General features: G+C 64.4%; 15 protein-coding genes and 1 tRNA gene. 11 read left to right on the top strand and 5 right to left on the bottom strand.

The window, feature by feature from the left end; genetic code table 11:
• Window positions 1-25 precede the first annotated feature (25 nt).
• Complete coding sequence (locus KVG96_RS27205; protein WP_217894765.1) at window positions 26-1,255, top strand: multifunctional CCA addition/repair protein; 1,230 nt, start codon at window positions 26-28, stop codon at window positions 1,253-1,255.
• Between the two features lie 117 nt (window positions 1,256-1,372).
• Here KVG96_RS27205 and folK read toward each other — a convergent pair whose 3' ends face one another.
• Window positions 1,373-1,897, bottom strand: a complete 525-nt coding sequence (gene folK, locus KVG96_RS27200; protein ID WP_217894764.1) for a 2-amino-4-hydroxy-6-hydroxymethyldihydropteridine diphosphokinase — start codon at window positions 1,895-1,897, stop codon at window positions 1,373-1,375.
• Window positions 1,888-2,244 carry a dihydroneopterin aldolase gene (folB, locus tag KVG96_RS27195; protein ID WP_085586284.1) on the bottom strand — a complete coding sequence of 119 codons (357 nt, stop codon included), beginning with the start codon at window positions 2,242-2,244 and terminating at the stop codon, window positions 1,888-1,890. The genes folK and folB overlap by 10 nt, the downstream gene beginning before the upstream one ends.
• A gap of 74 nt (window positions 2,245-2,318) precedes the next feature.
• Between folB and plsY the strand changes: the two genes are divergently transcribed.
• Window positions 2,319-2,888, top strand: a complete 570-nt coding sequence (plsY, locus tag KVG96_RS27190) for a glycerol-3-phosphate 1-O-acyltransferase PlsY (RefSeq protein ID WP_217894763.1) — start codon at window positions 2,319-2,321, stop codon at window positions 2,886-2,888.
• 20 nt (window positions 2,889-2,908) lie between these two features.
• On the opposite strand, the gene tsaD is transcribed toward plsY, so the two are convergent.
• Window positions 2,909-3,937 carry a tRNA (adenosine(37)-N6)-threonylcarbamoyltransferase complex transferase subunit TsaD gene (tsaD, locus tag KVG96_RS27185; protein ID WP_217894762.1) on the bottom strand — a complete coding sequence of 343 codons (1,029 nt, stop codon included), beginning with the start codon at window positions 3,935-3,937 and terminating at the stop codon, window positions 2,909-2,911.
• Between the two features lie 199 nt (window positions 3,938-4,136).
• Between tsaD and rpsU the strand changes: the two genes are divergently transcribed.
• From rpsU to KVG96_RS27160, 5 genes are all read left to right on the top strand, one after another.
• Entirely contained in the window at window positions 4,137-4,352 is a 216-nt protein-coding gene (gene rpsU, locus KVG96_RS27180; RefSeq protein ID WP_002551877.1) for a 30S ribosomal protein S21, read from the top strand.
• 475 nt (window positions 4,353-4,827) lie between these two features.
• Complete coding sequence (dnaG, locus tag KVG96_RS27175) at window positions 4,828-6,795, top strand: DNA primase (protein WP_217894761.1); 1,968 nt, start codon at window positions 4,828-4,830, stop codon at window positions 6,793-6,795.
• A gap of 67 nt (window positions 6,796-6,862) precedes the next feature.
• On the top strand, window positions 6,863-8,710 hold the full coding sequence (gene rpoD, locus KVG96_RS27170) for an RNA polymerase sigma factor RpoD (protein ID WP_217894760.1): 1,848 nt from the start codon (window positions 6,863-6,865) through the stop codon (window positions 8,708-8,710).
• Window positions 8,711-8,833: 123 nt separating this feature from the next.
• Window positions 8,834-12,580, top strand: coding sequence for a bifunctional diguanylate cyclase/phosphodiesterase (locus tag KVG96_RS27165; RefSeq protein ID WP_217894759.1), 3,747 nt, complete (start codon window positions 8,834-8,836; stop codon window positions 12,578-12,580).
• 15 nt (window positions 12,581-12,595) lie between these two features.
• Window positions 12,596-12,672 (top strand) — tRNA-Ile (locus KVG96_RS27160).
• Window positions 12,673-12,858: 186 nt separating this feature from the next.
• Here the strand turns inward: KVG96_RS27160 and prfH are convergent.
• Window positions 12,859-13,479 carry a peptide chain release factor H gene (gene prfH, locus KVG96_RS27155; RefSeq protein WP_217894758.1) on the bottom strand — a complete coding sequence of 207 codons (621 nt, stop codon included), beginning with the start codon at window positions 13,477-13,479 and terminating at the stop codon, window positions 12,859-12,861.
• Window positions 13,479-14,615 (bottom strand): RNA ligase RtcB family protein, encoded by a 1,137-nt coding sequence (locus tag KVG96_RS27150; protein ID WP_217894757.1) that lies wholly within the window; start codon window positions 14,613-14,615, stop codon window positions 13,479-13,481. The genes prfH and KVG96_RS27150 overlap by 1 nt, the downstream gene beginning before the upstream one ends.
• A 592-nt stretch (window positions 14,616-15,207) precedes the next feature.
• On the opposite strand from KVG96_RS27150, the gene KVG96_RS27145 reads away from it, so the two are divergent.
• The 4 genes from KVG96_RS27145 to pqqF all read left to right on the top strand — a co-directional run bounded on the left by KVG96_RS27145 (window position 15,208) and on the right by pqqF (window position 20,855).
• Entirely contained in the window at window positions 15,208-15,669 is a 462-nt protein-coding gene (locus KVG96_RS27145; protein WP_046029956.1) for an Lrp/AsnC family transcriptional regulator, read from the top strand.
• A gap of 221 nt (window positions 15,670-15,890) precedes the next feature.
• Window positions 15,891-17,573, top strand: a complete 1,683-nt coding sequence (locus tag KVG96_RS27140) for a flavin monoamine oxidase family protein (RefSeq protein ID WP_085586300.1) — start codon at window positions 15,891-15,893, stop codon at window positions 17,571-17,573.
• 12 nt (window positions 17,574-17,585) lie between these two features.
• A complete protein-coding gene (locus tag KVG96_RS27135; RefSeq protein WP_217894756.1) occupies window positions 17,586-18,380 on the top strand; it encodes a carbon-nitrogen hydrolase family protein in 795 nt (264 codons plus the stop codon).
• Window positions 18,381-18,428: 48 nt separating this feature from the next.
• Window positions 18,429-20,855 carry a pyrroloquinoline quinone biosynthesis protein PqqF gene (pqqF, locus tag KVG96_RS27130; RefSeq protein ID WP_217894755.1) on the top strand — a complete coding sequence of 809 codons (2,427 nt, stop codon included), beginning with the start codon at window positions 18,429-18,431 and terminating at the stop codon, window positions 20,853-20,855.
• The last annotated feature ends 100 nt before the right edge of the window (window positions 20,856-20,955 follow it).

Here is a 20,955-nt window from a genome sequence, read left to right as displayed (position 1 = left end):
CCTGTCGGGCCAACGGAGGTTTTTTATGCAGATTTACAAGGTCGGCGGCGCCGTGCGCGATCGCCTGCTGGGCAAACCGGTCACCGATATCGACTGGGTGGTGGTCGGCGCGACCACCGAAGAGATGCTCGCTCAGGGCTTTCGCCCGGTCGGCGCGGACTTCCCGGTGTTCCTTCACCCCAAGACCGGCGAGGAATACGCCCTCGCCCGCACCGAACGCAAGAGCGGCCGCGGTTATGGCGGGTTCACCTTCCACGCCAGCCCCGAGGTCACGCTTGAGCAAGACCTGATCCGCCGCGACCTGACCATCAACGCCATGGCTGAGGACGACGGGCAGAACCTGACCGATCCCTACAACGGCCAGCGTGACCTCGAAGACCGCATTCTCCGCCACGTTTCCCCGGCGTTCGCCGAAGATCCGCTGCGCGTGCTACGCGTGGCGCGTTTCGCCGCCCGTTATGCCGCACTGGGGTTCACCGTCGCGCCCGAGACCCTTGAACTGATGCGCACCCTCAGCGAATCGGGGGAGCTGGAAGCTCTGACCGCCGAACGCAACTGGAAGGAGATCTCCCGCGCCCTGATGGAAGAGCAGCCGCAGGTGTTCATTCAGGTGCTGCGCGACTGCGGCGCGCTCAAGGTGCTGATGCCGGAAGTGGATGCGCTGTTCGGCGTGCCGCAGCCGGAAGCCCACCACCCGGAAATCGACAGCGGCGTCCACACCTTGAGCGTGCTGGAGCAATCGGCGCTGCACAGGCAACCCCTGACCGTGCGCTGGGCTTGCCTGCTGCATGACCTGGGCAAAGGCCTGACGCCGCAAGAGGAATGGCCGCGGCACATCGCCCACGAGCATAAAGGACTGAAGTTAATCAAAGCGGTCAACGAACGCTTCAAGGCCCCGAAGGAATGCCAGGAACTGGCGCTGCTGGTCGGCCAATACCACACCCACGGGCACCGTGCCCTTGAGCTGAAGGCCACGACGCTGCTGGAGCTGCTGCAAAGCTTCGACGTCTACCGCCGGCCGCAGCGTTTCGAGGAGTTCATCGCCGCCTGCGAAATGGATGCACGCGGACGCAAAGGCCTGGAGCAGCGCAGTTATCCACAGGCCGATTACTTGCGCGGCGCTGCGAACGTTGCGCGCAGCGTGGCGGTTCAGCCGTTGCTGGAGAAGGGATTCAAAGGCCCGGAACTGGGCGAGGCGCTCAAGCGCGAACGGCTCAAGGCGTTGAAGGCGTACAAGGAGGCGGCAGCCTCCTGATACATGCATTCCGAATCGTCGCACCGCCGATCCCGCAAGGAACGGCGGCGCTTACGGATTCTGTGCTCACAAAACGGTGAGAGCCAGCCTGCTGAAGAGGGCGTCATTGAAGGCGCCTCAGGCCGACAACAGATCCTCGGGGGTCAACGCCTCTCCCCGCCAATCAAAGGCCACCGGCGCCAGCTCCTGATCGATCTGCGCCTCTGCCCACAGCGTGGCAAAGTTTTTTCCCACACCCGGATGCACCCGATCCGGCGCGATCAGCGACAGCGGCCACAGCACGAAGGCGTTTTTCAGGATCTCCGCCCGCGGCAGGACCAGCCCGTCGAAATTGCCCGTCAGGTCGCCGTACAGCAGCACGTCGATGTCCAGCGGCAGGCCCTTGCGATCCGGTGCGTAACGGCCGTTGTCCGCCTCGATGAACTTCAAGCGACGATCCAGTTCCATCAACGGCAGGTCGGTGAACGCCGACACCACGAAATTGAAGAACGGGCCGCTCTTGATGCCCACCGGCTGGCTCTCGAACACCGCCGAACAGCGGATGTCCACCAGGAACGCGGCCAAGGCCTCGAGCCCGGCGCGCAAATGGGTTTCACGCTCGATATTGCTACCGAGGCCGAGGTAGACCTGTGTCAGCGACATCCGCGCTCGATCTCCACACCCACGCCGCCCTTGGCGGCCGGCACGGCGCCCGGCTTGGTCAGCTTCAGGCGCACCCAGGTGATCTTGAATTCGTCCATCAGCGTCTCGACCAGCCGTTCGGCGAAGGTCTCGACCAACTGGAACTGCGCCTGCTCGGCGAAGGCCTGGATCCGCGTGGAGACGCTGGCGTAGTCGAGCGCCAGGGTCAGGTCGTCGCCGGCGGCGGCCGGACGGTTGTCCCAGGCGAAGCTCAGATCAAGGCGCAGGCACTGTCGGATGCCGCGCTCCCAGTCGTAGGCACCGATCACGGTGTCGACTTCCAGGCCCTCGATAAACACTCTGTCCAAGCACTTTTCTCCGTTGCACGACAAGGGCGCGTTGCGCCGTTAGAATCAGGGCGTCCTCGCCCGGAATAGTTAGCATGTTTTGGTCACTGGCGGTTTTCGCCTACCTGCTCGGCTCGCTGTCCTTCGCCATCTTGCTCAGCCGCCTGACCGGAAACCCGGATCCGCGAATGAGCGGCTCGGGCAATGCCGGCGCCACCAACATGCTGCGCCTGGCCGGCCGCAAACTGGCGGTCCTGACCTTGCTCGGCGATCTGTGCAAAGGCCTGCTGCCGGTGCTGATCGCTTCGGCGGCCGGCCTGTCGCTGCAGGACCAGGCCTGGATCGGCGTCTGCGCCGTGATCGGTCACCTGTTCCCGCTGTATTTCCGTTTCCGCGGCGGCAAAGGCGTCGCCACGGCGGCCGGCATGCTGCTGGGGCTGTATCCGCCCGCCGCGCTGCTGGCCATAGGCGCCTGGCTGCTGACGTTCTACCTGACCCGCACCAGCTCGCTCGCGGCCCTGATCGCCACCCCCCTCACCCTGCCGCTGCTGGCCTGGCAGGAACCGGCCGCACTGCTGCCGATGAGCACGCTCACGCTGCTGATCGTCTGGCGGCACCGGGGCAATCTACGCGACCTGTTCGCCGGGCGCGAACGGCATTTTTGAATGCCGTCCTTGAACGACGCTCATCCCAGCGCGGACAACTGCTCCATCGGCCAGCGCGCCTGCACGGTGATCGCCAGGCTTTCCTGCTGGCCGGCCTGCAACCGCTGGCAACCGGCGAACGCGATCATCGCGCCGTTGTCGGTGCAGAACTGGGGACGGGCGTAGAACACGCTGCCCTTCATGTCGCCGAGCATCTTCTCCAGCGACGCACGCAACGCCCGGTTGGCGCTGACGCCGCCGGCGATCACCAGGCGCTTCATGCCGGCTTGCTTGAGGGCACGCTTGCACTTGATGGTCAAAGTCTCCACCACGGCCTGCTGGAACGCCAGCGCGATGTCGCAACGGGCTTGCTCGCCGTCGTCCCCGGCGCTGACGCTCTGTTGCCAGGTGTTGAGGGCGAAGGTCTTCAGGCCGCTGAAACTGAAATCAAGGCCCGGACGGTCGCACATCGGACGCGGGAAGGTGAACCGGCCGGCAACGCCCCGCTCGGCGGCCTTGGCGATCTCGGGCCCGCCCGGATAGTTCAGCCCCATCATCTTGGCGGTCTTGTCGAAGGCTTCGCCGGCGGCATCGTCGAGGGTTTCGCCGAGCAAGGCGTATTGGCCGATGCCATCGACCTGGACCAGTTGCGTATGGCCACCGGAGACCAACAAAGCGACGAACGGAAACTCCGGCGGCTGCGCCTCGAGCATCGGCGCCAGCAGATGGCCTTCCATGTGGTGCACGCCCAGCGCCGGAATGCCCCAGGCGAACGCCAGCGCCTGGGCGCAGGAGGCGCCCACCAGCAGGGCTCCGACCAGGCCGGGGCCTGCGGTGTAGGCGATCGCGTCGATCTCGGTCGGCACGCAGTCGGCCTCCGCCAGCACCTGCCGGATCAGCGGCAGCATGCGCTTGACGTGGTCGCGGGAGGCCAGCTCCGGCACCACGCCGCCGTAGACGCGGTGCAGGTCGATCTGACTGAACAGCGCGTCCGCCAGAAGGCCGCGTTCACTGTCGTAGAGCGCGACGCCGGTTTCGTCGCAGGACGTTTCCAATCCCAGTACTAGCATGGGTTCTGGCCTTGTTTAGGCTAAATTCGAAGGCGCGCATGATAGTCGCCGCGTGATGCTCCGACCAGCGGTTTTCGATCAGAGGCTTTGCATTCCGAGCGTTGAGGGGTTAACATCCGCAACCCTTAAAAACCGACGTCTTCAAGTGCTCTTTTGCCGCGAGGATGTTGACCCCGGTAATGAATGAAGGTAGCTCTGGATGCCAGCCGTCAAAGTTAAAGAGAATGAACCCTTCGACGTAGCTCTGCGTCGTTTCAAGCGCTCCTGCGAAAAAGCCGGTGTACTGGCTGAAGTTCGTAGCCGCGAATTTTACGAGAAGCCAACTTCCGAGCGTAAGCGCAAGGCAGCAGCCGCTGTTAAGCGTCACGCCAAGAAAGTTCAGCGCGAACAGCGCCGCGCCGTTCGTCTGTACTGATACGCAGACGTTCGTAGCAAGCTTCTGCCAAGCCCGGCCTTCCGCCGGGCTTATGGCATTTGCGGAAAACGCTTGATGCTTCACCGTCGAAGCCGCACATGCGACCGAGACAAATCCGCTTCACCGCGTCAGGCCTGGCTCCTTTGCCAGCGGTGCACGTCTTTTCTGACGGGCCTTTCAAGGCTGCCGACGAGCACACCCACTGATTCCTCTCACGACGATCAGCCCAAGGCACCTGCCTGCTTCATGAGCTATCCGAGGCCGCATACCGGCCGTCAGCGGATTCAGCGCAACACTTTCAAACGGTCGGAATCCGATGGCTGCTAACGCCAAGGGAATTTCGGCAGATACACTTCCCGACAGCGATCACGCAGACGACACCGGTCGAGCCGCCGAAAGCACGCGCCCCGCCGGATGAGCCACGTCCTTTGCGCCCATCGCATCGGATCCTTTGAGCGCAGACGACGAGAACGCCATGGCCGGGTTGATCCCCCAGAGCTTCATTGACGACCTTCTGAACCGCACCGACATCGTCGACGTGGTCAGTTCGCGCGTGCAATTGAAGAAGGCCGGCAAGAACTTCACCGCGTGCTGCCCGTTCCACAAGGAAAAGACCCCGTCGTTCAGCGTCAGCCCCGACAAGCAGTTCTACTACTGCTTCGGCTGCGGCGCGGGCGGCAACGCCCTCGGCTTCCTCATGGACCACGACAACCTGGATTTCCCCCAGGCGGTCGAGGACCTGGCCAAGGCCGCCGGCATGGAAGTCCCGCGGGAGGAAGGCGGCCGTTCGCACAAGCCGCGCCAGCCGACCGATTCGCCGCTGTACCCGCTGCTGACCGCGGCGGCCGACTTCTACCGGCAGGCGCTCAAGAGCCACCCGGCGCGCAAGGCCGCCGTGGACTACCTCAAGGGCCGTGGCCTGACCGGCGAGATCGCCCGGGACTTCGGCCTGGGGTTCGCCCCGCCGGGCTGGGACAACCTGTTCAAGCACTTGAGCAGCGACACCCTGCAGCAAAAGGCCATGATCGATGCCGGGCTGCTGATCGAGAACGCCGAGACCGGCAAGCGCTACGACCGCTTCCGCGACCGGGTGATGTTCCCGATCCGCGACACCCGCGGCCGGATCATCGCGTTCGGCGGCAGGGTGCTGGGGGACGACAAGCCCAAGTACCTGAACTCGCCGGAGACTCCGGTGTTCCACAAGGGCCAGGAACTCTACGGCCTGTACGAAGCCCGCAAGAACAACCGCAACCTCGACGAGATCATCGTCGTCGAGGGCTACATGGACGTCATCGCCCTGGCCCAGCAAGGCCTGCGCAACGGCGTCGCGACGCTTGGCACGGCGACCAGCGAAGAGCACATGAAGCGCCTGTTCCGCGTGGTGCCCAACGTCCTGTTCTGCTTCGACGGCGACCAGGCCGGCCGCAACGCCGCCTGGCGCGCCCTGGAAGCCACGCTGTCGAGCCTGCAGGACGGCCGACGCGCGCGTTTTCTGTTCCTGCCCGAAGGCGAAGACCCGGATACGCTGATCCGCGCCGAGGGCACCGATGCCTTCCGCGCCCGGATCAACCAACATGCGCAGCCGCTGGCGGACTACTTCTTCCAGCAACTGACCGAAGAGGCCGATCCCCGTTCGCTCGAGGGCAAGGCGCACATGGTCACCCTCGCGGCACCGCTGATCGAAAAGGTGCCGGGCGCCAACCTGCGGATCCTGATGCGTCAGCGCCTGACCGAAATCACCGGCCTGAACAGCGAAACCGTCAGCCAACTGGCCCAGAGCGCGCCGCAGGAAGCGCCGCCGGCGTACGATCCCGGTATCGATTACGGGGCGATGCCGGACTACAGCGACTACCATCAACCGCAAGCGGCGGAAATGTACGCGCCGCAGCAGGAGTGGACGCCGAAGAAATCCGGTTCCGGCGGCAAGAAGTGGGAAAAGAAGCCCTGGGACAAGAACGGCAAGCGCGGCGGGGACCGCGACCAGCCGCGCACACCCCGGGTGCCTGCCGCGGTCGAGCCGCCGATCCAGGCCGCCCTGCGGACCTTGCTGCACCATCCGCAACTGGCGGAGAAGGTCGAGGACGCCGGGCACTTCGCGGACGAAAGCCAGACCAACGCGCAATTGCTGGTGGCCCTGCTCGAAGCCGTACAGAAGAATCCCAAGCTAAACTCAATTCAGTTGATCGCGCGATGGCACGGAACCGAACAAGGTCGCCTGCTCAGGGCGCTGGCCGAGAAGGAATGGCTGATCGACGGAGACAACCTTGAACAACAGTTTTTCGACACCATTTCCAGTCTGTCAGCCCGTCAACGCGAACGGAATCTGGAACAACTGCTCAGAAAAGCCCGTCAAAGCGAACTGAGCAGCGACGAAAAAAACCAGCTGCGCGACCTGTTGAGTCGCAATGTTCCCGCTTCAAACCCGACCTCAACTGGCGCGTGAGGTCATAGCTCAGGTATAATCCTCGGCTTGTTTTTTGCCCGCCAAGACCTTCAGTGGATAGGGTGTTATGTCCGGAAAAGCGCAACAGCAGTCTCGTATTATTGAGTTGATCAAACTGGGCCGTGAGCAGAAATATCTGACTTACGCCGAGGTCAACGACCACCTGCCCGAGGATATTTCAGATCCGGAGCAGGTGGAAGACATCATCCGCATGATTAACGACATGGGGATCCCCGTACACGAGAGTGCTCCGGATGCGGACGCCCTTATGCTGGCCGACGCCGATACCGACGAGGCCGCTGCGGAAGAAGCAGCCGCCGCGCTCGCGGCGGTGGAGACCGACATCGGTCGCACCACGGATCCCGTGCGCATGTACATGCGCGAAATGGGTACGGTCGAGCTTCTGACCCGCGAAGGCGAAATCGAGATCGCCAAGCGGATCGAAGAAGGCATCCGTGAAGTGATGAGCGCGATCGCCCACTTCCCCGGCACCGTCGAGCACATCCTCTCCGAGTACGACCGCGTCACGTCCGAAGGCGGCCGCCTGTCCGACGTGCTGAGCGGCTACATCGATCCGGACGACGGCACTGCGCCGCCGGCCGCCGAAGTGCCGCCGCCGCTCGACGCCAAGGCCGCGAAAGAGGAAGAGTCCGACGACGATGACGACGCCGAATCTTCCGATGACGAAGAAGAAGCCGAAAGCGGCCCGGATCCGGTCATCGCCGCCCAGCGTTTCGGCGCGGTCGCCGAGCAGATGGAAATCACCCGCAAGGCGCTGAAGAAGCACGGTCGCCACAACAAGGCGGCGATTGCCGAGCTGTTGGTTCTGGCCGACCTGTTCATGCCGATCAAACTGGTGCCGAAGCAATTCGAAGGCCTGGTCGAGCGTGTCCGCAGCGCCCTGGACCGCCTGCGTCAGCAAGAGCGCGCGATCATGCAGCTGTGCGTGCGTGACGCCCGCATGCCGCGTGCCGACTTCCTGCGCCAGTTCCCGGGCAACGAAGTCGACGAGAGCTGGTCCGATGCCCTGGCCAAAGGCAAAGGCAAATACGCCGAAGCCATCGCCCGCCTGCAGCCGGACATCATCCGTTGCCAGCAGAAGCTGGTCGCGCTGGAGACCGAAACCGGCCTGACCATCGCCGAGATCAAGGACATCAACCGTCGCATGTCGATCGGTGAGGCCAAGGCCCGCCGCGCGAAGAAAGAGATGGTCGAGGCGAACCTGCGTCTGGTGATCTCCATCGCCAAGAAGTACACCAACCGCGGCCTGCAGTTCCTCGACCTGATCCAGGAAGGCAACATCGGCCTGATGAAGGCGGTGGACAAGTTCGAATACCGTCGCGGCTACAAGTTCTCGACCTACGCGACCTGGTGGATCCGTCAAGCCATCACCCGTTCGATCGCCGACCAGGCGCGCACCATCCGTATTCCGGTGCACATGATCGAGACGATCAACAAGCTCAACCGCATTTCCCGCCAGATGCTGCAGGAAATGGGTCGCGAACCGACGCCGGAAGAGCTGGGCGAGCGCATGGAGATGCCTGAGGACAAGATCCGCAAGGTACTGAAGATCGCCAAAGAGCCGATCTCCATGGAAACCCCGATCGGTGATGACGAAGACTCCCATCTGGGTGACTTCATCGAAGACTCGACCATGCAGTCGCCGATCGATGTCGCCACCGTGGAGAGCCTGAAGGAAGCGACCCGCGAAGTGCTGTCCGGCCTCACCGCCCGTGAAGCCAAGGTGCTGCGGATGCGTTTCGGCATCGACATGAACACCGACCACACGCTGGAAGAGGTCGGCAAGCAGTTCGACGTGACCCGCGAGCGGATCCGTCAGATCGAAGCCAAGGCGCTGCGCAAGCTGCGCCACCCGACGCGGAGCGAGCATCTGCGCTCCTTCCTCGACGAGTGACACCAGAACCCCCGGCCCAGGCCGGGGGTTTTGTTTTGCGGCAGATTAAATCCCCCGCCCCTCCCTCCCCCCGCGCAGCCCGTCTACACTCGAAACATTCCCCCGTGCCATAACGAGACCGTTATGCCCAGACTGCCGACCGTGCTTTTTTTGCTGTCGCTGATCACCTGGACCGCAACGGCTGGCGCGCTGACTCTGACCGACGAAGAACGTGCCTGGCTGGCGGCTCACCCGGACTTGCGCCTGGGCGTGGACGCCTCGTGGCCGCCCTTCGAGTTCCGGGACGACCAGAACCGCTACCAGGGCCTGGCGGCGGACTACATCGACGTGATCCGCCAGCGCCTGGCAATCAAGCTCACGCCCATAGAGCCGGTGAGCTGGACGGTGGTGCTGGAGCAAGCGAAACAGGGCAGCCTGGACCTGCTGCCGGGCATCATGTCCACCCCGGAGCGCCAGACCTACCTGGCGTTCACCCGTCCGTACCTGGACTTCCCGATCGTCATCCTCGCCCACGTCGGTGGCCCGCAGCCGCGCAAACTGGACGATCTGTACGGCCTGAAAATCGCCGTGGTGGAAAACTACGCACCCCATGAATTGCTGCGCACCCACCACCCCGACCTGAACCTGGTGGCCATGCCCAACGTCAGTTCGGCGCTCCAGGCCCTGGCCACCGACGAGGTGGACGCCGTGGTCGGCGACCTCGCCTCCAGCGTCTGGAGCCTGCGCCAACTCAAGCTCGACGGCCTGTACGTCAGCGGCGAGACACCCTACCGCTACCAGCTGGCGATGGCCGTCCCCCGGGACAACAAGATGCTGGTGACCATCCTGGACAAGGTGCTCGCCGACATGTCTCCGGAGGAAATCAGCAGTATCCAGGAGCATTGGGTCGGCAACGTCCTCGATCACCGGACATTCTGGTCGGATCTTCTGATATACGGCCTGCCGGGCCTGCTGTTGCTGTTCAGCGTGCTGGCGGTGGTGATCCGCATCAACCGCCGCCTGAGTTCGGAGATCGCCCGGCGTATCGATCTCGAACAGGAGCTGCGCAGCAGCGAGTACCACTACCGGGGCCTGGTGGAGAGCCTGTCGGCCATCGCCTGGGAAGCGCGGATCAGCGATTTCACCTACAGCTACGTCTCGCCCCACGCCGAGGATCTGCTCGGTTATCCGCTCTCCCACTGGCTGATCCCCGGCTTCTGGCGCAACATCATCCACCCGGCGGACCTGACCCGGGCCCAGACCTTCTGCGACCACGAGGTGCAGGCCGGGCGCGACCACAGCCTGGACTACCGGGTGATCACCGCCGACGGCCGCTGCCTGTGGGTCCGCGACATCGTCAGCCTGATCGAACACGGCCACGAGCCGGTGATGCGCGGCCTGATGATCGACATCAGCGAAGCCAAGCGCACGGAAGAAGCGCTGCGGCTGTCGGAACAGAAATTCGCCTCGGTGTTCCAGCAGTGCCCGGACATCCTGGTCATCGCCCGGCTGTCCGACGGCTGCCTGCTGGAGGTCAACGAAGCCTTCGAAGAGCAGATCGGGCTGAAGGCCGAAGAGGTGATCGGCCAGACCGCCACCGAACTCAACATCTGGGGCATTCCCGGCGTCGGCCCCGGCCTGCTGCAACGCCTGCAGGCCGGCAGCATCCGCAACCTGGAGATGCCCTTTCGGCGCAGCAACGGCCAACTGTTCACCGGCCTGATCTCCGCCGAACCGTTCGACCTGGACACCACGCCGGCCCTGGTGGTGGTGGTGCGCGACATCTCCCAGCTCAAGGAAACCCAGCAACAGCTGCAGACCTCCGAGGAAAAGTTCGCCAAGGCGTTCCATGCCTCGCCGGACGGCCTGCTCCTGTCGCGCCAGAGCGACGGTCTGCTGCTGGAGGTCAACGAAGGCTTCAGCCGCATCACCGGCTACAACAGCGCCATGTCGGTGGATCGCTCGGCGCTGGATCTCGGGATCTGGGTCAACCTCAACGAACGCAAGCAGATGCTCGACCTGCTGCACCGCGACGGCTACGTGCGCGACTTCAGCTGCCACATCCGCCGCAGCGACGGGCAGATCCGGCTCTGCGAGGTCTCCAGCCGCCCGCTGCCGATCGGCGAGGACGACTGCATGCTGACCATCGCCCGGGACATCACCGAACGGCACCTGATGCAGGAGAAACTGCAGCAGGCGGCCACGGTGTTCGAAAGCACCGCCGAAGGCGTGCTGATCACCGACACCCAGCAGCACATCAGCGCCGTCAACCGCGCCTTCACCGAAATCACCGGCTACAGCGAAAGCGAGGCCCTGGGCCACACCCCTCGCTTGCTGGCGTCGGGCCTGCACGACAGCGCCTTCTATGCCGCCATGTGGCACCAGTTGACCGACGAAGGCCACTGGCAGGGCGAAATCTCCAACCGGCGCAAGAACGGCGAACTCTACCCCAGCTGGCTGACCATCAGCGCCGTGCGCAACCGCGACCGCTCCATCACCCACTTCGTCGCGGTGTTCGCCGACATCTCCAGCCTCAAGCACGCCCAGGCCAAGCTCGACTACCAGGCCCACCACGACCCCCTCACCGGCCTGCCGAACCGCACCCTGTTCGAAAACCGGTTGCTCATGGCACTGAACAGCCAACAAGAAGACGGCGGCCAGGGCGCGGTGCTGTTCCTGGACCTCGACCGCTTCAAACACATCAACGACAGCCTCGGCCACCCGGTCGGCGACCTGCTGCTCAAGGGCATCGCCGTGCGCCTGAAGGAACAGCTGCGCGACATCGACACCGTCGCCCGCCTGGGCGGCGACGAGTTCATCATCCTGTTGCCCGGCCTGCAGCAGGCCAGCGACGCCGACCACATCGCCAACAAGCTGCTGCACTGCTTCAGCGCGCCGTTCCAGGCCGGCGAGCACGAGTTCTTCATCAGCGCCAGCATCGGCACCAGCCTCTACCCTCGGGACGGTTGCGACGTGGCCACGCTGGTCAAGAACGCCGACGCGGCGATGTACCGCTCCAAGGCCAAGGGCCGCAACCGCGTCGAAAGCTACACCCGCGACCTCACCGCCCAGGCCAGCGAACGCGTGGCCCTGGAGCACGAACTGCGCCGGGCCATCGAGCGCGATGAGCTGTACCTCTACTACCAGCCGAAAATCAGCCTCGACGACCACCGCCTGGTCGGCGCCGAAGCCCTGATCCGCTGGCGCCACCCCAACTTCGGCGAGGTGCCGCCGGAGCATTTCATTCCGCTGGCCGAAGAGAACGGCATGATCCTGCAGATCGGCGACTGGGTGCTGGAGACCGCCTGCCGGCAGATGTTCGAGTGGAACCAAATCTACGAAAGCCTCGGACCGCTGTCGGTCAACCTCGCCGGCGCCCAGCTGCGCCAGCCGAACCTGCTGGGCCGCATCGAGCAACTGCTCAAGGACAACCGCCTCAGGCCGGACCTTTTGCAGTTGGAGATCACCGAAAACTTCATCATGAGCCAGGCCGAAGAGGCTCTCGCGGTGCTGCACCAGCTCAAGCGCCTGGGCGTGCAACTGGCCATCGACGACTTCGGCACCGGCTATTCCTCGCTCAGTTACCTCAAGCGCCTGCCGCTGGACATCCTCAAGATCGACCAGTCCTTCGTCCGCGGCCTGCCCGACGACCCGCACGACGCAGCCATCGTCCGCGCCATCATCGCCCTGGGCCGCAGCATGCAGTTCACCGTGATCGCCGAAGGCGTGGAGTCCCAGGCCCAGGAGCAGTTCCTCGCCGCCGAAGGCTGCGAACAGATCCAGGGCTACATCGTCAGCCTGCCCTTGCCGCCCGAAGAGTTCGCCGCCACGTTTCTGCGCATCGCCGTATCGGATTTTTCGGATAGCACAGCCGCCAAACCGTCGCTATAATCCGCCGCCTACTGAGGGCCTATAGCTCAGTCGGTTAGAGCAGAGGACTCATAATCCTTTGGTCCACGGTTCGAGTCCGTGTGGGCCCACCAGACATCAAAAAGCCGCGCGAATGCGCGGCTTTTGCGTTTTTGGCGGAATCGCCTCAGATACGGAATGCTCCTTTGCAACTCGTAAACCCGAGTGCGAGCCGGGTCCTTTCCTCATCCGTTTTTGTGGGGCCGGCGTCGCCTACGCCGCCCGGCCTGACTTTTGCTCGACGACTATTCGCACACAATCTACTCGTCAGCCGGCTCGAAGCGTTCGCCACGAAACACCCGACGTGGATTGCCACGCTCGATGCGGTGATGGAACAACCGCCGCTCCGCGCGCAGTTCGCTGTCGACCTGCTCTGCCTGTTGCGCCAGGCGTTGACCGATGAGCAGCAGCGCCAAGCGTTTGTTGGCGTGCTGGCTACGCTCGCTCTGTACCTTGACGCTGACGCCGCTGGCCAGGTGCGTGGCGCGCACTGCCGAGTCGGTGGTGTTGACATGCTGACCACCCGGCCCGGACGAACGCAAGGTCTCGAAGTGGATCTCGCTCGCCAATTCCGGTGCCGGCGGCGCAAACCGTGCGCCCCCAAAGAACCAGTTCTTGCGCGCATGCCCCGGCCGGTACGGACTGTTGCACGTCCATTGCAGCGAGCCCGTCCAGTGATCCGCCAGGCGCTCGGCCTGCTCGCCATCCAGTGCCAGCAACACCGAGCGCAAGGTACCGCGCCGCGGCCCCGGCTCTTCTTCGACTATCCGTACCGCCACGGCCTGGGCATCCGCTTCGGCCTGCAGCCTGAGCAATGCCTTGGCCACTGCCAGGGCACATTCTTCCGGCCCCTGAGCCGCCGAGAGTTGCAGCAGGATCATCAGCAGCACCCTCCGCGCGTCTTGTAGGTGAGCACCGGTTTCAGTCGTGCCAGCACGCGAACCAACCCCGCTTCACGCAAGGCACCCACCACCGAGTCGATAGCCTTGTAGGCCTCCGGCGCTTCCTCGTAGATCAGCGCCCGGTCGGCGCAGATCACGCGGCTGCCTAGTGCCGTACGACTCAGTTGCTCGACGCTGTAGCGCGAGGCGAGGCGGTCCTTGCACTCGCTGCGCATCCATTTGCGTCCGGCGCCATGGGCCAGGGACAACAGGCTGCGCTCGTCGGCGATCGGCTGTACCAAGTAGCTGTAGTCGCCGCGCGAACCAGGGATCACCACCGCCCCCTGATCCGACGGTGTGGCGCCTTTGCGATGCAGCCAGCCATCGAGCCCGTCGACCTGCGCTGGCGACACCAGGTTGTGGTTGATGTCGAGCAGTACATCGCCATCGGCACGCAAGCGGTCGAGCATGCGCCGGGCAATCAACTGACGGTTGGCTTCGGCAAAACGCAGCGCGCCGTTGTGCCGGCTCAGGTAATGAGTGCTGGCCTCGCTGCCCGCCTCCAGTCCGTGATGACCGAACAGGTCGACCTGCTCACGCAAGATCGCCTCGCCCAAACCACGCGAGCCGCTGTGCACCAGCAACAGCAGGTGTTTGCGCTCGATGCCCAAGGCTGCCAGGGCCGCATCGTCGTAGCCTTCATCGAGTTGCTGCAACTCGGCGAAGTGGTTACCACCACCAATGGTGCCTAGAGAACGCTCGTGCCCCGTGGCAGGCAAACCGAAGCTGGCGACGGCTTCCTGCCACGTCTCGTCGAGCGGCAGGTCGAGGTTGCCAAGGCGTTTCTCCAGCTTGTCCAGATGCAGCTTGGCGGTCGGGATGTCCGTGCGCCACAGCGCCATGCCACAGCCGATGTCATTGCCGACCAGCGTCGGGTACAAACGCCCCACGGAAAAGAATGCCGCGCCGACCGGATAGCCACGCCCCGGATGCAGGTCCGGCATGCCGGCCACCCGATGCATGCCCCCTAGGCGAGCGGTGGTTTCGAGTTGTTGGATCGCTTTTCCTTCGATCCAGGTGTCGTCCGCGGCGACCAATACGGCGCCGTCGGACAAATTGCGAATGCAAGTGCCCATAGTCCAATCCTGATGGGTTGAAACAAAAAGATGTTCGGATTGGCAGGCCAGAGGCCGGGCGTTGCTGTACCGCTAACGAGTAGCGGCGAATGCGTTCAAGCCAGGCGCGACCTGCAAAGGGTGATCAACTGTTGCATGATGTACCTCCTTTGCTGTCGGGTGAGAGAAGGCGGGCATGTTAGGTGTGTAATTGCCACCTTGCAACAACCCTGATCACATTTTTACCAGGCGAACAACGTCATGGCCGAAAAACCTGACCGCTCCGCGGTACAAAAAACAATACACTGGCGACACAGTGCCCAGCTTCCACCCATTTCGCCAAATTCGCGCCCCGCCCGCCGCCAGCAGGATGTACTGCCTTCCGGTCTTGGGCGACACGCAGGTCATCGGGCGGCGGGCGCTTGGTGATGTTCGGGTTGCCCGGATCCCAGGCCCACACCCGTTCGCCGCTGCGCACACGGTTGCCCGCCGCAATGTGTCGCAATAGAAATAAACCAGACAGTCCAGAAACCCTTCGATTGTCGGCCGTAAGCGCTCTCCCGCCTGAATCTGTAACATGCAGCCCATCCGTCCGCGCCCCTGGAGACGCCCTTTGCCTGACATCCGCCCGCCCGTGCTCGACGAAATCGACCGTCAGCTGATCGCCGCCCTGCAAATCAACGCCCGCGAGAGCGTGGCGATGCTTGCGCGGCAATTGGGGATCGCCCGCACCACCGTGACGTCACGGCTGGCACGGCTGGAAAAGGCCAAGGTCATCACCGGTTACGGCGTGCGCCTGGGCCAGCGGGTGGTGGACGGCGGATTGCAGGCGTACGTGGGCATCACCGTGCAACCCCGCTCCGGGAAAGAGGTGTTGCGCCGGCTCAGCGCCATGGCGCAGGTGCAGCAACTGTGTGCGGTGAGTGGTGAATTCGATTATGTGGCGTGGCTGCGCACCGACTCGCCGGAGCAGCTGGATCAGTTGCTCGACCAGATCGGCAGCGTGGACGGGGTGGAAAAGACGACCACGTCGATCATCCTGAGCAGCAAGATTGACCGAGGGCAGCCGGTTTGACCCCCGGGTTCGGCATATTGGTTGTGCGGTCGGGCCTCTTCGCGACCAGGCTCGCTCCTGAACTAGTCACTATGCACAGATATATCGTCATATCGACTGATAAAACGGCATAACGACGACACATTGCGTCTTATTAACGTGTTCTGCGCTCCCTAGAATGGCCGGCATCTTTTCCTATACTCAGACGCGCATCCTGCGTCGGGTCGCCAGCAAGGTCAGCCATGAACAAGAACAATCGCCATCCTGCAGACGGTAAAAAACCGGTCACCATCTTCGGCCCGGACTTCCCCTTCGCCTTCGACGACTGGATCGAACACCCGGCCGGCCTGGGCAGCATTCCCGAGCAGCACCACGGCGCGGAAGTGGCGATCGTCGGCGCCGGCATCGCCGGGCTGGTGGCCGCGTACGAGCTGATGAAGCTGGGCCTCAAGCCCGTAGTCTACGAGGCCTCCAAGCTCGGTGGCCGCCTGCGCTCCCAGGCGTTCAACGGCACCGACGGCATCGTCGCGGAACTGGGCGGTATGCGTTTCCCGGTGTCGTCCACCGCGTTCTACCACTATGTCGACAAGCTCGGCCTGGAAACCAAACCTTTCCCCAACCCGCTGACGCCGGCCTCCGGCAGCACCGTGATCGACCTGGAAGGCAAGACCCATTACGCCCAGAAACTGGCGGATCTTCCTGCACTGTTCCAGGAAGTGGCCGACGCCTGGGCGGACGCCCTGGAGGACGGCGCGCGCTTCGGCGAGATCCAGCAGGCGATCCGCGACCGCGACGTGCCGCGCCTCAAGGAGCTGTGGAACACCCTCGTGCCGCTGTGGGACGACCGCACGTTCTACGACTTTGTCGCCACCTCCAAGGCGTTCGCCAAACTGTCGTTCCACCACCGCGAAGTGTTCGGCCAGGTCGGCTTCGGCACCGGCGGCTGGGACTCGGACTTCCCCAACTCGATGCTGGAAATCTTCCGCGTGGTGATGACCAACTGCGACGATCACCAGCACCTGGTGGTCGGCGGCGTGGAACAGGTGCCGCAAGGCATCTGGCGGCACGTGCCGGAGCGTTGCGTGCACTGGCCGCAAGGCACCAGCCTGAAATCGCTGCACCGCGGCGCGCCGCGTTCGGGCGTGAAGAAGATCGCCCATGCGCCGGGCGGCCGTTTCGCCGTCACCGACAACAACGGCGACACCCGCGAGTACGCCGCCGTGCTGACCACCTGCCAGAGTTGGCTGCTGACCACCCAGATCGAATGCGAAGAGACCCTGTTCTCGCAAAAGATGTGGATGGCCCTCGACCGCACCCGCTACATGCAGTCGTCGAAGACCTTCGTGATGGTCGACCGGCCGTTCTGGAAGGACAAGGATCCGGAAACCGGCCGCGACCTGATGAGCATGACCCTCACCGACCGCCTCACCCGCGGCACCTATCTGTTCGACAACGGCGACGACAAGCCGGGCGTGATCTGCCTGTCGTACTCGTGGATGAGCGACGCGTTGAAGATGCTCCCGCACCCGGTGGAAAAGCGCGTGAAACTGGCGCTGGACGCGTTGAAGAAGATCTACCCGAAGGTCGACATCGCCTCGCGCATCATCGGCGATCCGATCACCGTGTCGTGGGAAGCCGACCCGCACTTCCTCGGTGCCTTCAAGGGCGCCCTGCCCGGCCACTACCGCTACAACCAGCGCATGTACGCGCACTTCATGCAGGACGAGATGCCGGCCGAACAGCGCGGGATCTTCATCGCCGGCGATGACGTGTCGTGGACGCCGGCGTGGGTCGAAGGCGCGGTGCAGACTTCGCTCAACGCGGTGTGGGGAATCATGAAACACTTCGGCGGCGCCACCCATAAAGAGAACCCGGGCCCGGGTGACGTGTTCAAAGACATCGGCCCAGTCGCCTTGCCCGAGTAAGAGGAATCCCTGATGCGCGTAGCCCTTTACCAATGTCCGCCGCAGCCGCTGGAACCGGCCGCGAACCTGCAGCGCCTCCAGCGAGTGGCGATGGAGGCCAAGGGCGCCGACCTGCTGGTGCTGCCGGAGATGTTCATGACCGGCTACAACATCGGCCAGGAAGCGGTCGGTACGCTGGCCGAGGTCTACAACGGTGAGTGGGCGCAACAGATCGGACGGATCGCCAAGGCCGCCGGCCTGGCGATCCTGTACGGCTACCCCGAGCGCGCCGCCGACGGGCAGATCTACAACGCCGTGCAATTGATCGACGCCCGGGGCGAGCGCCTGTGCAACTACCGCAAGACGCACCTGTTCGGCGATCTCGACCGGTCGATGTTCAGCCCCGGCGAAGATGAGTTCCCCATCGTCGAGCTCAACGGCTGGAAGCTCGGTTTCCTGATCTGCTACGACGTGGAGTTCCCGGAGAACGCCCGGCGCCTGGCTCTGCAAGGCGCCGAGCTGATCCTGGTGCCGACGGCGAACATGGTGCCGTACGACTTCATCGCCGACGTCACCGTCCGTTCCCGCGCCTTCGAAAACCAATGCTACGTGGCCTATGCCAATTACTGCGGCCATGAAGGCGACATCCACTACTGCGGCCAGAGCAGCATCGCCGCGCCGGACGGCAGCCGAATCGCCCAGGCCGGCCTGGACGAAGCCTTGATCGTCGGCGAGCTGGACCGGCGCCTGATGGCCGATTCCCGCGCCGCCAACCGCTACTTCACCGATCGTCGCCCAGAGCTGTACGACGCACTGAACAAACGCTGACCCCGCGTAATCCGCTAGCATGGGCACCTCACCGTTCTGGAAGTGCCCATGCCTGTGCCGACTCATCCCCGCCCCTACACCGAAACCCTGGCCAACGGCTTGCGCGTGACCCTGCGCCATGTACCCGGCCTGACGCGCAGCGCTGCCGTGCTGCGGGTGGCCGCCGGCAGCCATGACGTGCCGTTGGCGTGGCCGGGCATGGCGCATTTCCTGGAGCATCTGCTGTTTCTCGGCACCGAGCGCTTTCCCGCGCAGCAGGGGCTGATGGCCTACGTGCAGAGCCACGGCGGCCAGGTGAACGCCAGCACCCGCGAACGCACCACGGACTTTTTCGTTGAGCTGCCGACCGCGTCCTTCACCGGAGGGCTAGAGCGTCTGTCGGACATGCTCGCCCATCCCCGCATGTATCCGGACGAACAGTTGCGCGAACGGGAAGTGCTGCACGCGGAATTCGTCGCCTGGTCTCAAGATGCGGCGGCCCAGCAACAACATGCGCTGTACGCAGGTCTGGCGGCCGACCATCCGCTGCGCGGGTTCCATGCCGGCAACCGGGACAGCCTGCCCGTGCCGCAGGAGGAGTTTCAGCAGGCGTTGAAAGGCTTCCATCAGCGCTGCTACCGCACCGGCCAGATGACCCTGAGCCTGGTCGGCCCGCAGAGCCTCGAAGCATTGCAAGCCCTGGCCCGGCAGTTCGACGCGGCGTTGCCGGTTGGGGATAAGGTTGCGCAAACGCCTCCCGTGCCGCTGATGGCGGGATCGGCAAACAGTTATCAACAGGTCGCTGAGGGGCGGATCCATCAGTTGTTCGCCCTTGAGGATCTGCCGGAAGGATCCGCCGAAGCGATGGCGTTCCTCTGCCATTGGCTGAACAACGCCAAACCCGGCGGGCTGCTCGCCCATCTTCGCCATCAGGGATTGGCGCAAGGGCTGAAGGCCGAGCCGCTGTACCGCTTCGGCGGGCAAGCCTTGCTGCATGTGCAGTTCAGTACCCCCGCCGCTGGCACAGACACCCTCGTCGAAGCGCTGCACGACTGGTTGAGCTTCTTTGCTGCACAACAGGACTGGCCGGCCTTGCGCAAGGAATACGCGACACTGCTGCAACGCCGCCAGCAGGTCAGCGGCGCGCTGCAATCGGCGCGGGCGGACAGTGAGCCCCTGGAAAACCACCTGTCCGATGCCGGCGCCACAGCGCTCGAGCAAGTTCTCCGTCAGCTCGGCGTTGTGGATAACTTCAGCGACCGTTGGCATTTGCCCGCCGCCAATCCGTTCCTGCGCGAAGCGCCGCCGCTGGCCAACGCCAATCTGATCCGCGGCCAGACCAGCGCCCACCGAGGCCTGCGCACCTTTGCCCAGGATCGCTCGCGCAGCCGCCGGGAGCGCTCGGCGATGCAGTTCAGCCAGGCCTTGCCGGATACCGGCGAAGAAGGCGCGGTGTTTCTGCGCTGGGTGCTCGCATCGGCCCCAGCCGAAGGGCTGCCGGCGAAGCTGCAACGGGCTCTGCAAGACGTGAGCGAAGACGCGCGTCAGGCCGGGGTCGAGCTGTCCTTCACGACAACGGGGAATCAATGGCTGCTGAAACTCACGGGCCTGCAGGAGCCGATGCCGGCGGTCCTCGAATCGGCGCTGCAAACGCTGACGCAAACGGACGGCGATGCCCCGCCGGCCGAACAGGACAGGCCGTTGATACCGATCCGCCAGTTGCTCAAGGCGTTGCCGGAGCAAGGCCTGGAATCCGCCGCCACCGCTGACGACGCCGCGCACCTGTGGACAACTTCGCGCTGGGACGGTCTGGCCCTCGGTCTCAACGCCAGAACCCAATCGGCCATGGGCCTGGCCCTGAGCCGCATCCCGGGCACCGCCGACAACCGACTGGCGCCGCTGCCGGCGATCAACGGCGAACGGCTCTGGGCGCACCTCGACACCGCGTCCGGCGAGCACGCGCTGCTGCTGTTCTGCCCGGCCGCCAGCCAGGGGCTCGACGACGAAGCGGCCTGGCGCCTGCTGGCCCACATCGGCCAGACGCCGTTCTACCAACGCCTGCGGGTCGAGCTGCAATTGGGTTATGCCGTGTTCAGCGGGATCCGCACGGTGCACGGCCAGACCGGGCTGCTGTTCGGCGTGCAGTCGCCGAGCGTTGCGCCTGCCGAATTGCTCGAACACATCCGGCAGTTCATGGACGCGCTCGCGGCGCTCGTCGCAAACCTCGACGATCAAACGCTCCTGCAACAGCGCCAGGCGCTGGCCGATCAGTTCGACGCCGCAAGCCTCGCCCTGAAGGACGCCGCCGAGCTGCTGTGGCAGGCCAGGCTGGCCGGCCATCCGTCGGATTATCTGACGCAGTTGGCCGCCGCCATCGAGCGCCTGGAGCGCCCGGCCCTGACCGCCGCCGCGCAGCGCCTGATCCAGGCCGAAGGCGGCTGGCGCTGCCTGGCCAGCAGCCCTTCGCCGGGCGCGCCGTGGCGAACGGCGCAATGATCGTTACCTGAGCTGCAATGAGCTTTCTCGCAGATTCACGGGCAAAGCCTCTGAAATTTTGAGTAACATAGCCGCCTAACTATTTTGAACGTCATTGCGC

This window comes from Pseudomonas ekonensis (assembly GCF_019145435.1).
Classification (GTDB): Bacteria; Pseudomonadota; Gammaproteobacteria; order Pseudomonadales; family Pseudomonadaceae; genus Aquipseudomonas; species Aquipseudomonas ekonensis.
Note: the sequence above shows the minus strand (reverse complement) of the source record. Positions and strands in the feature narration are given on the sequence as shown.

Coding starts and splice junctions, on each gene's coding strand:
- KVG96_RS27205 (WP_217894765.1), top strand. CDS start 26: ATGCAGATTTACAAGGTCGGCGGCGCCGTGCGCGATCGCCTGCTGGGC.
- folK (WP_217894764.1), bottom strand. CDS start 1,897: ATGTCGCTGACACAGGTCTACCTCGGCCTCGGTAGCAATATCGAGCGT.
- plsY (WP_217894763.1), top strand. CDS start 2,319: ATGTTTTGGTCACTGGCGGTTTTCGCCTACCTGCTCGGCTCGCTGTCC.
- tsaD (WP_217894762.1), bottom strand. CDS start 3,937: ATGCTAGTACTGGGATTGGAAACGTCCTGCGACGAAACCGGCGTCGCG.
- rpsU (WP_002551877.1), top strand. CDS start 4,137: ATGCCAGCCGTCAAAGTTAAAGAGAATGAACCCTTCGACGTAGCTCTG.
- dnaG (WP_217894761.1), top strand. CDS start 4,828: ATGGCCGGGTTGATCCCCCAGAGCTTCATTGACGACCTTCTGAACCGC.
- rpoD (WP_217894760.1), top strand. CDS start 6,863: ATGTCCGGAAAAGCGCAACAGCAGTCTCGTATTATTGAGTTGATCAAA.
- KVG96_RS27165 (WP_217894759.1), top strand. CDS start 8,834: ATGCCCAGACTGCCGACCGTGCTTTTTTTGCTGTCGCTGATCACCTGG.
- prfH (WP_217894758.1), bottom strand. CDS start 13,479: ATGATCCTGCTGCAACTCTCGGCGGCTCAGGGGCCGGAAGAATGTGCC.
- KVG96_RS27150 (WP_217894757.1), bottom strand. CDS start 14,615: ATGGGCACTTGCATTCGCAATTTGTCCGACGGCGCCGTATTGGTCGCC.
- KVG96_RS27140 (WP_085586300.1), top strand. CDS start 15,891: ATGAACAAGAACAATCGCCATCCTGCAGACGGTAAAAAACCGGTCACC.
- KVG96_RS27135 (WP_217894756.1), top strand. CDS start 17,586: ATGCGCGTAGCCCTTTACCAATGTCCGCCGCAGCCGCTGGAACCGGCC.
- pqqF (WP_217894755.1), top strand. CDS start 18,429: ATGCCTGTGCCGACTCATCCCCGCCCCTACACCGAAACCCTGGCCAAC.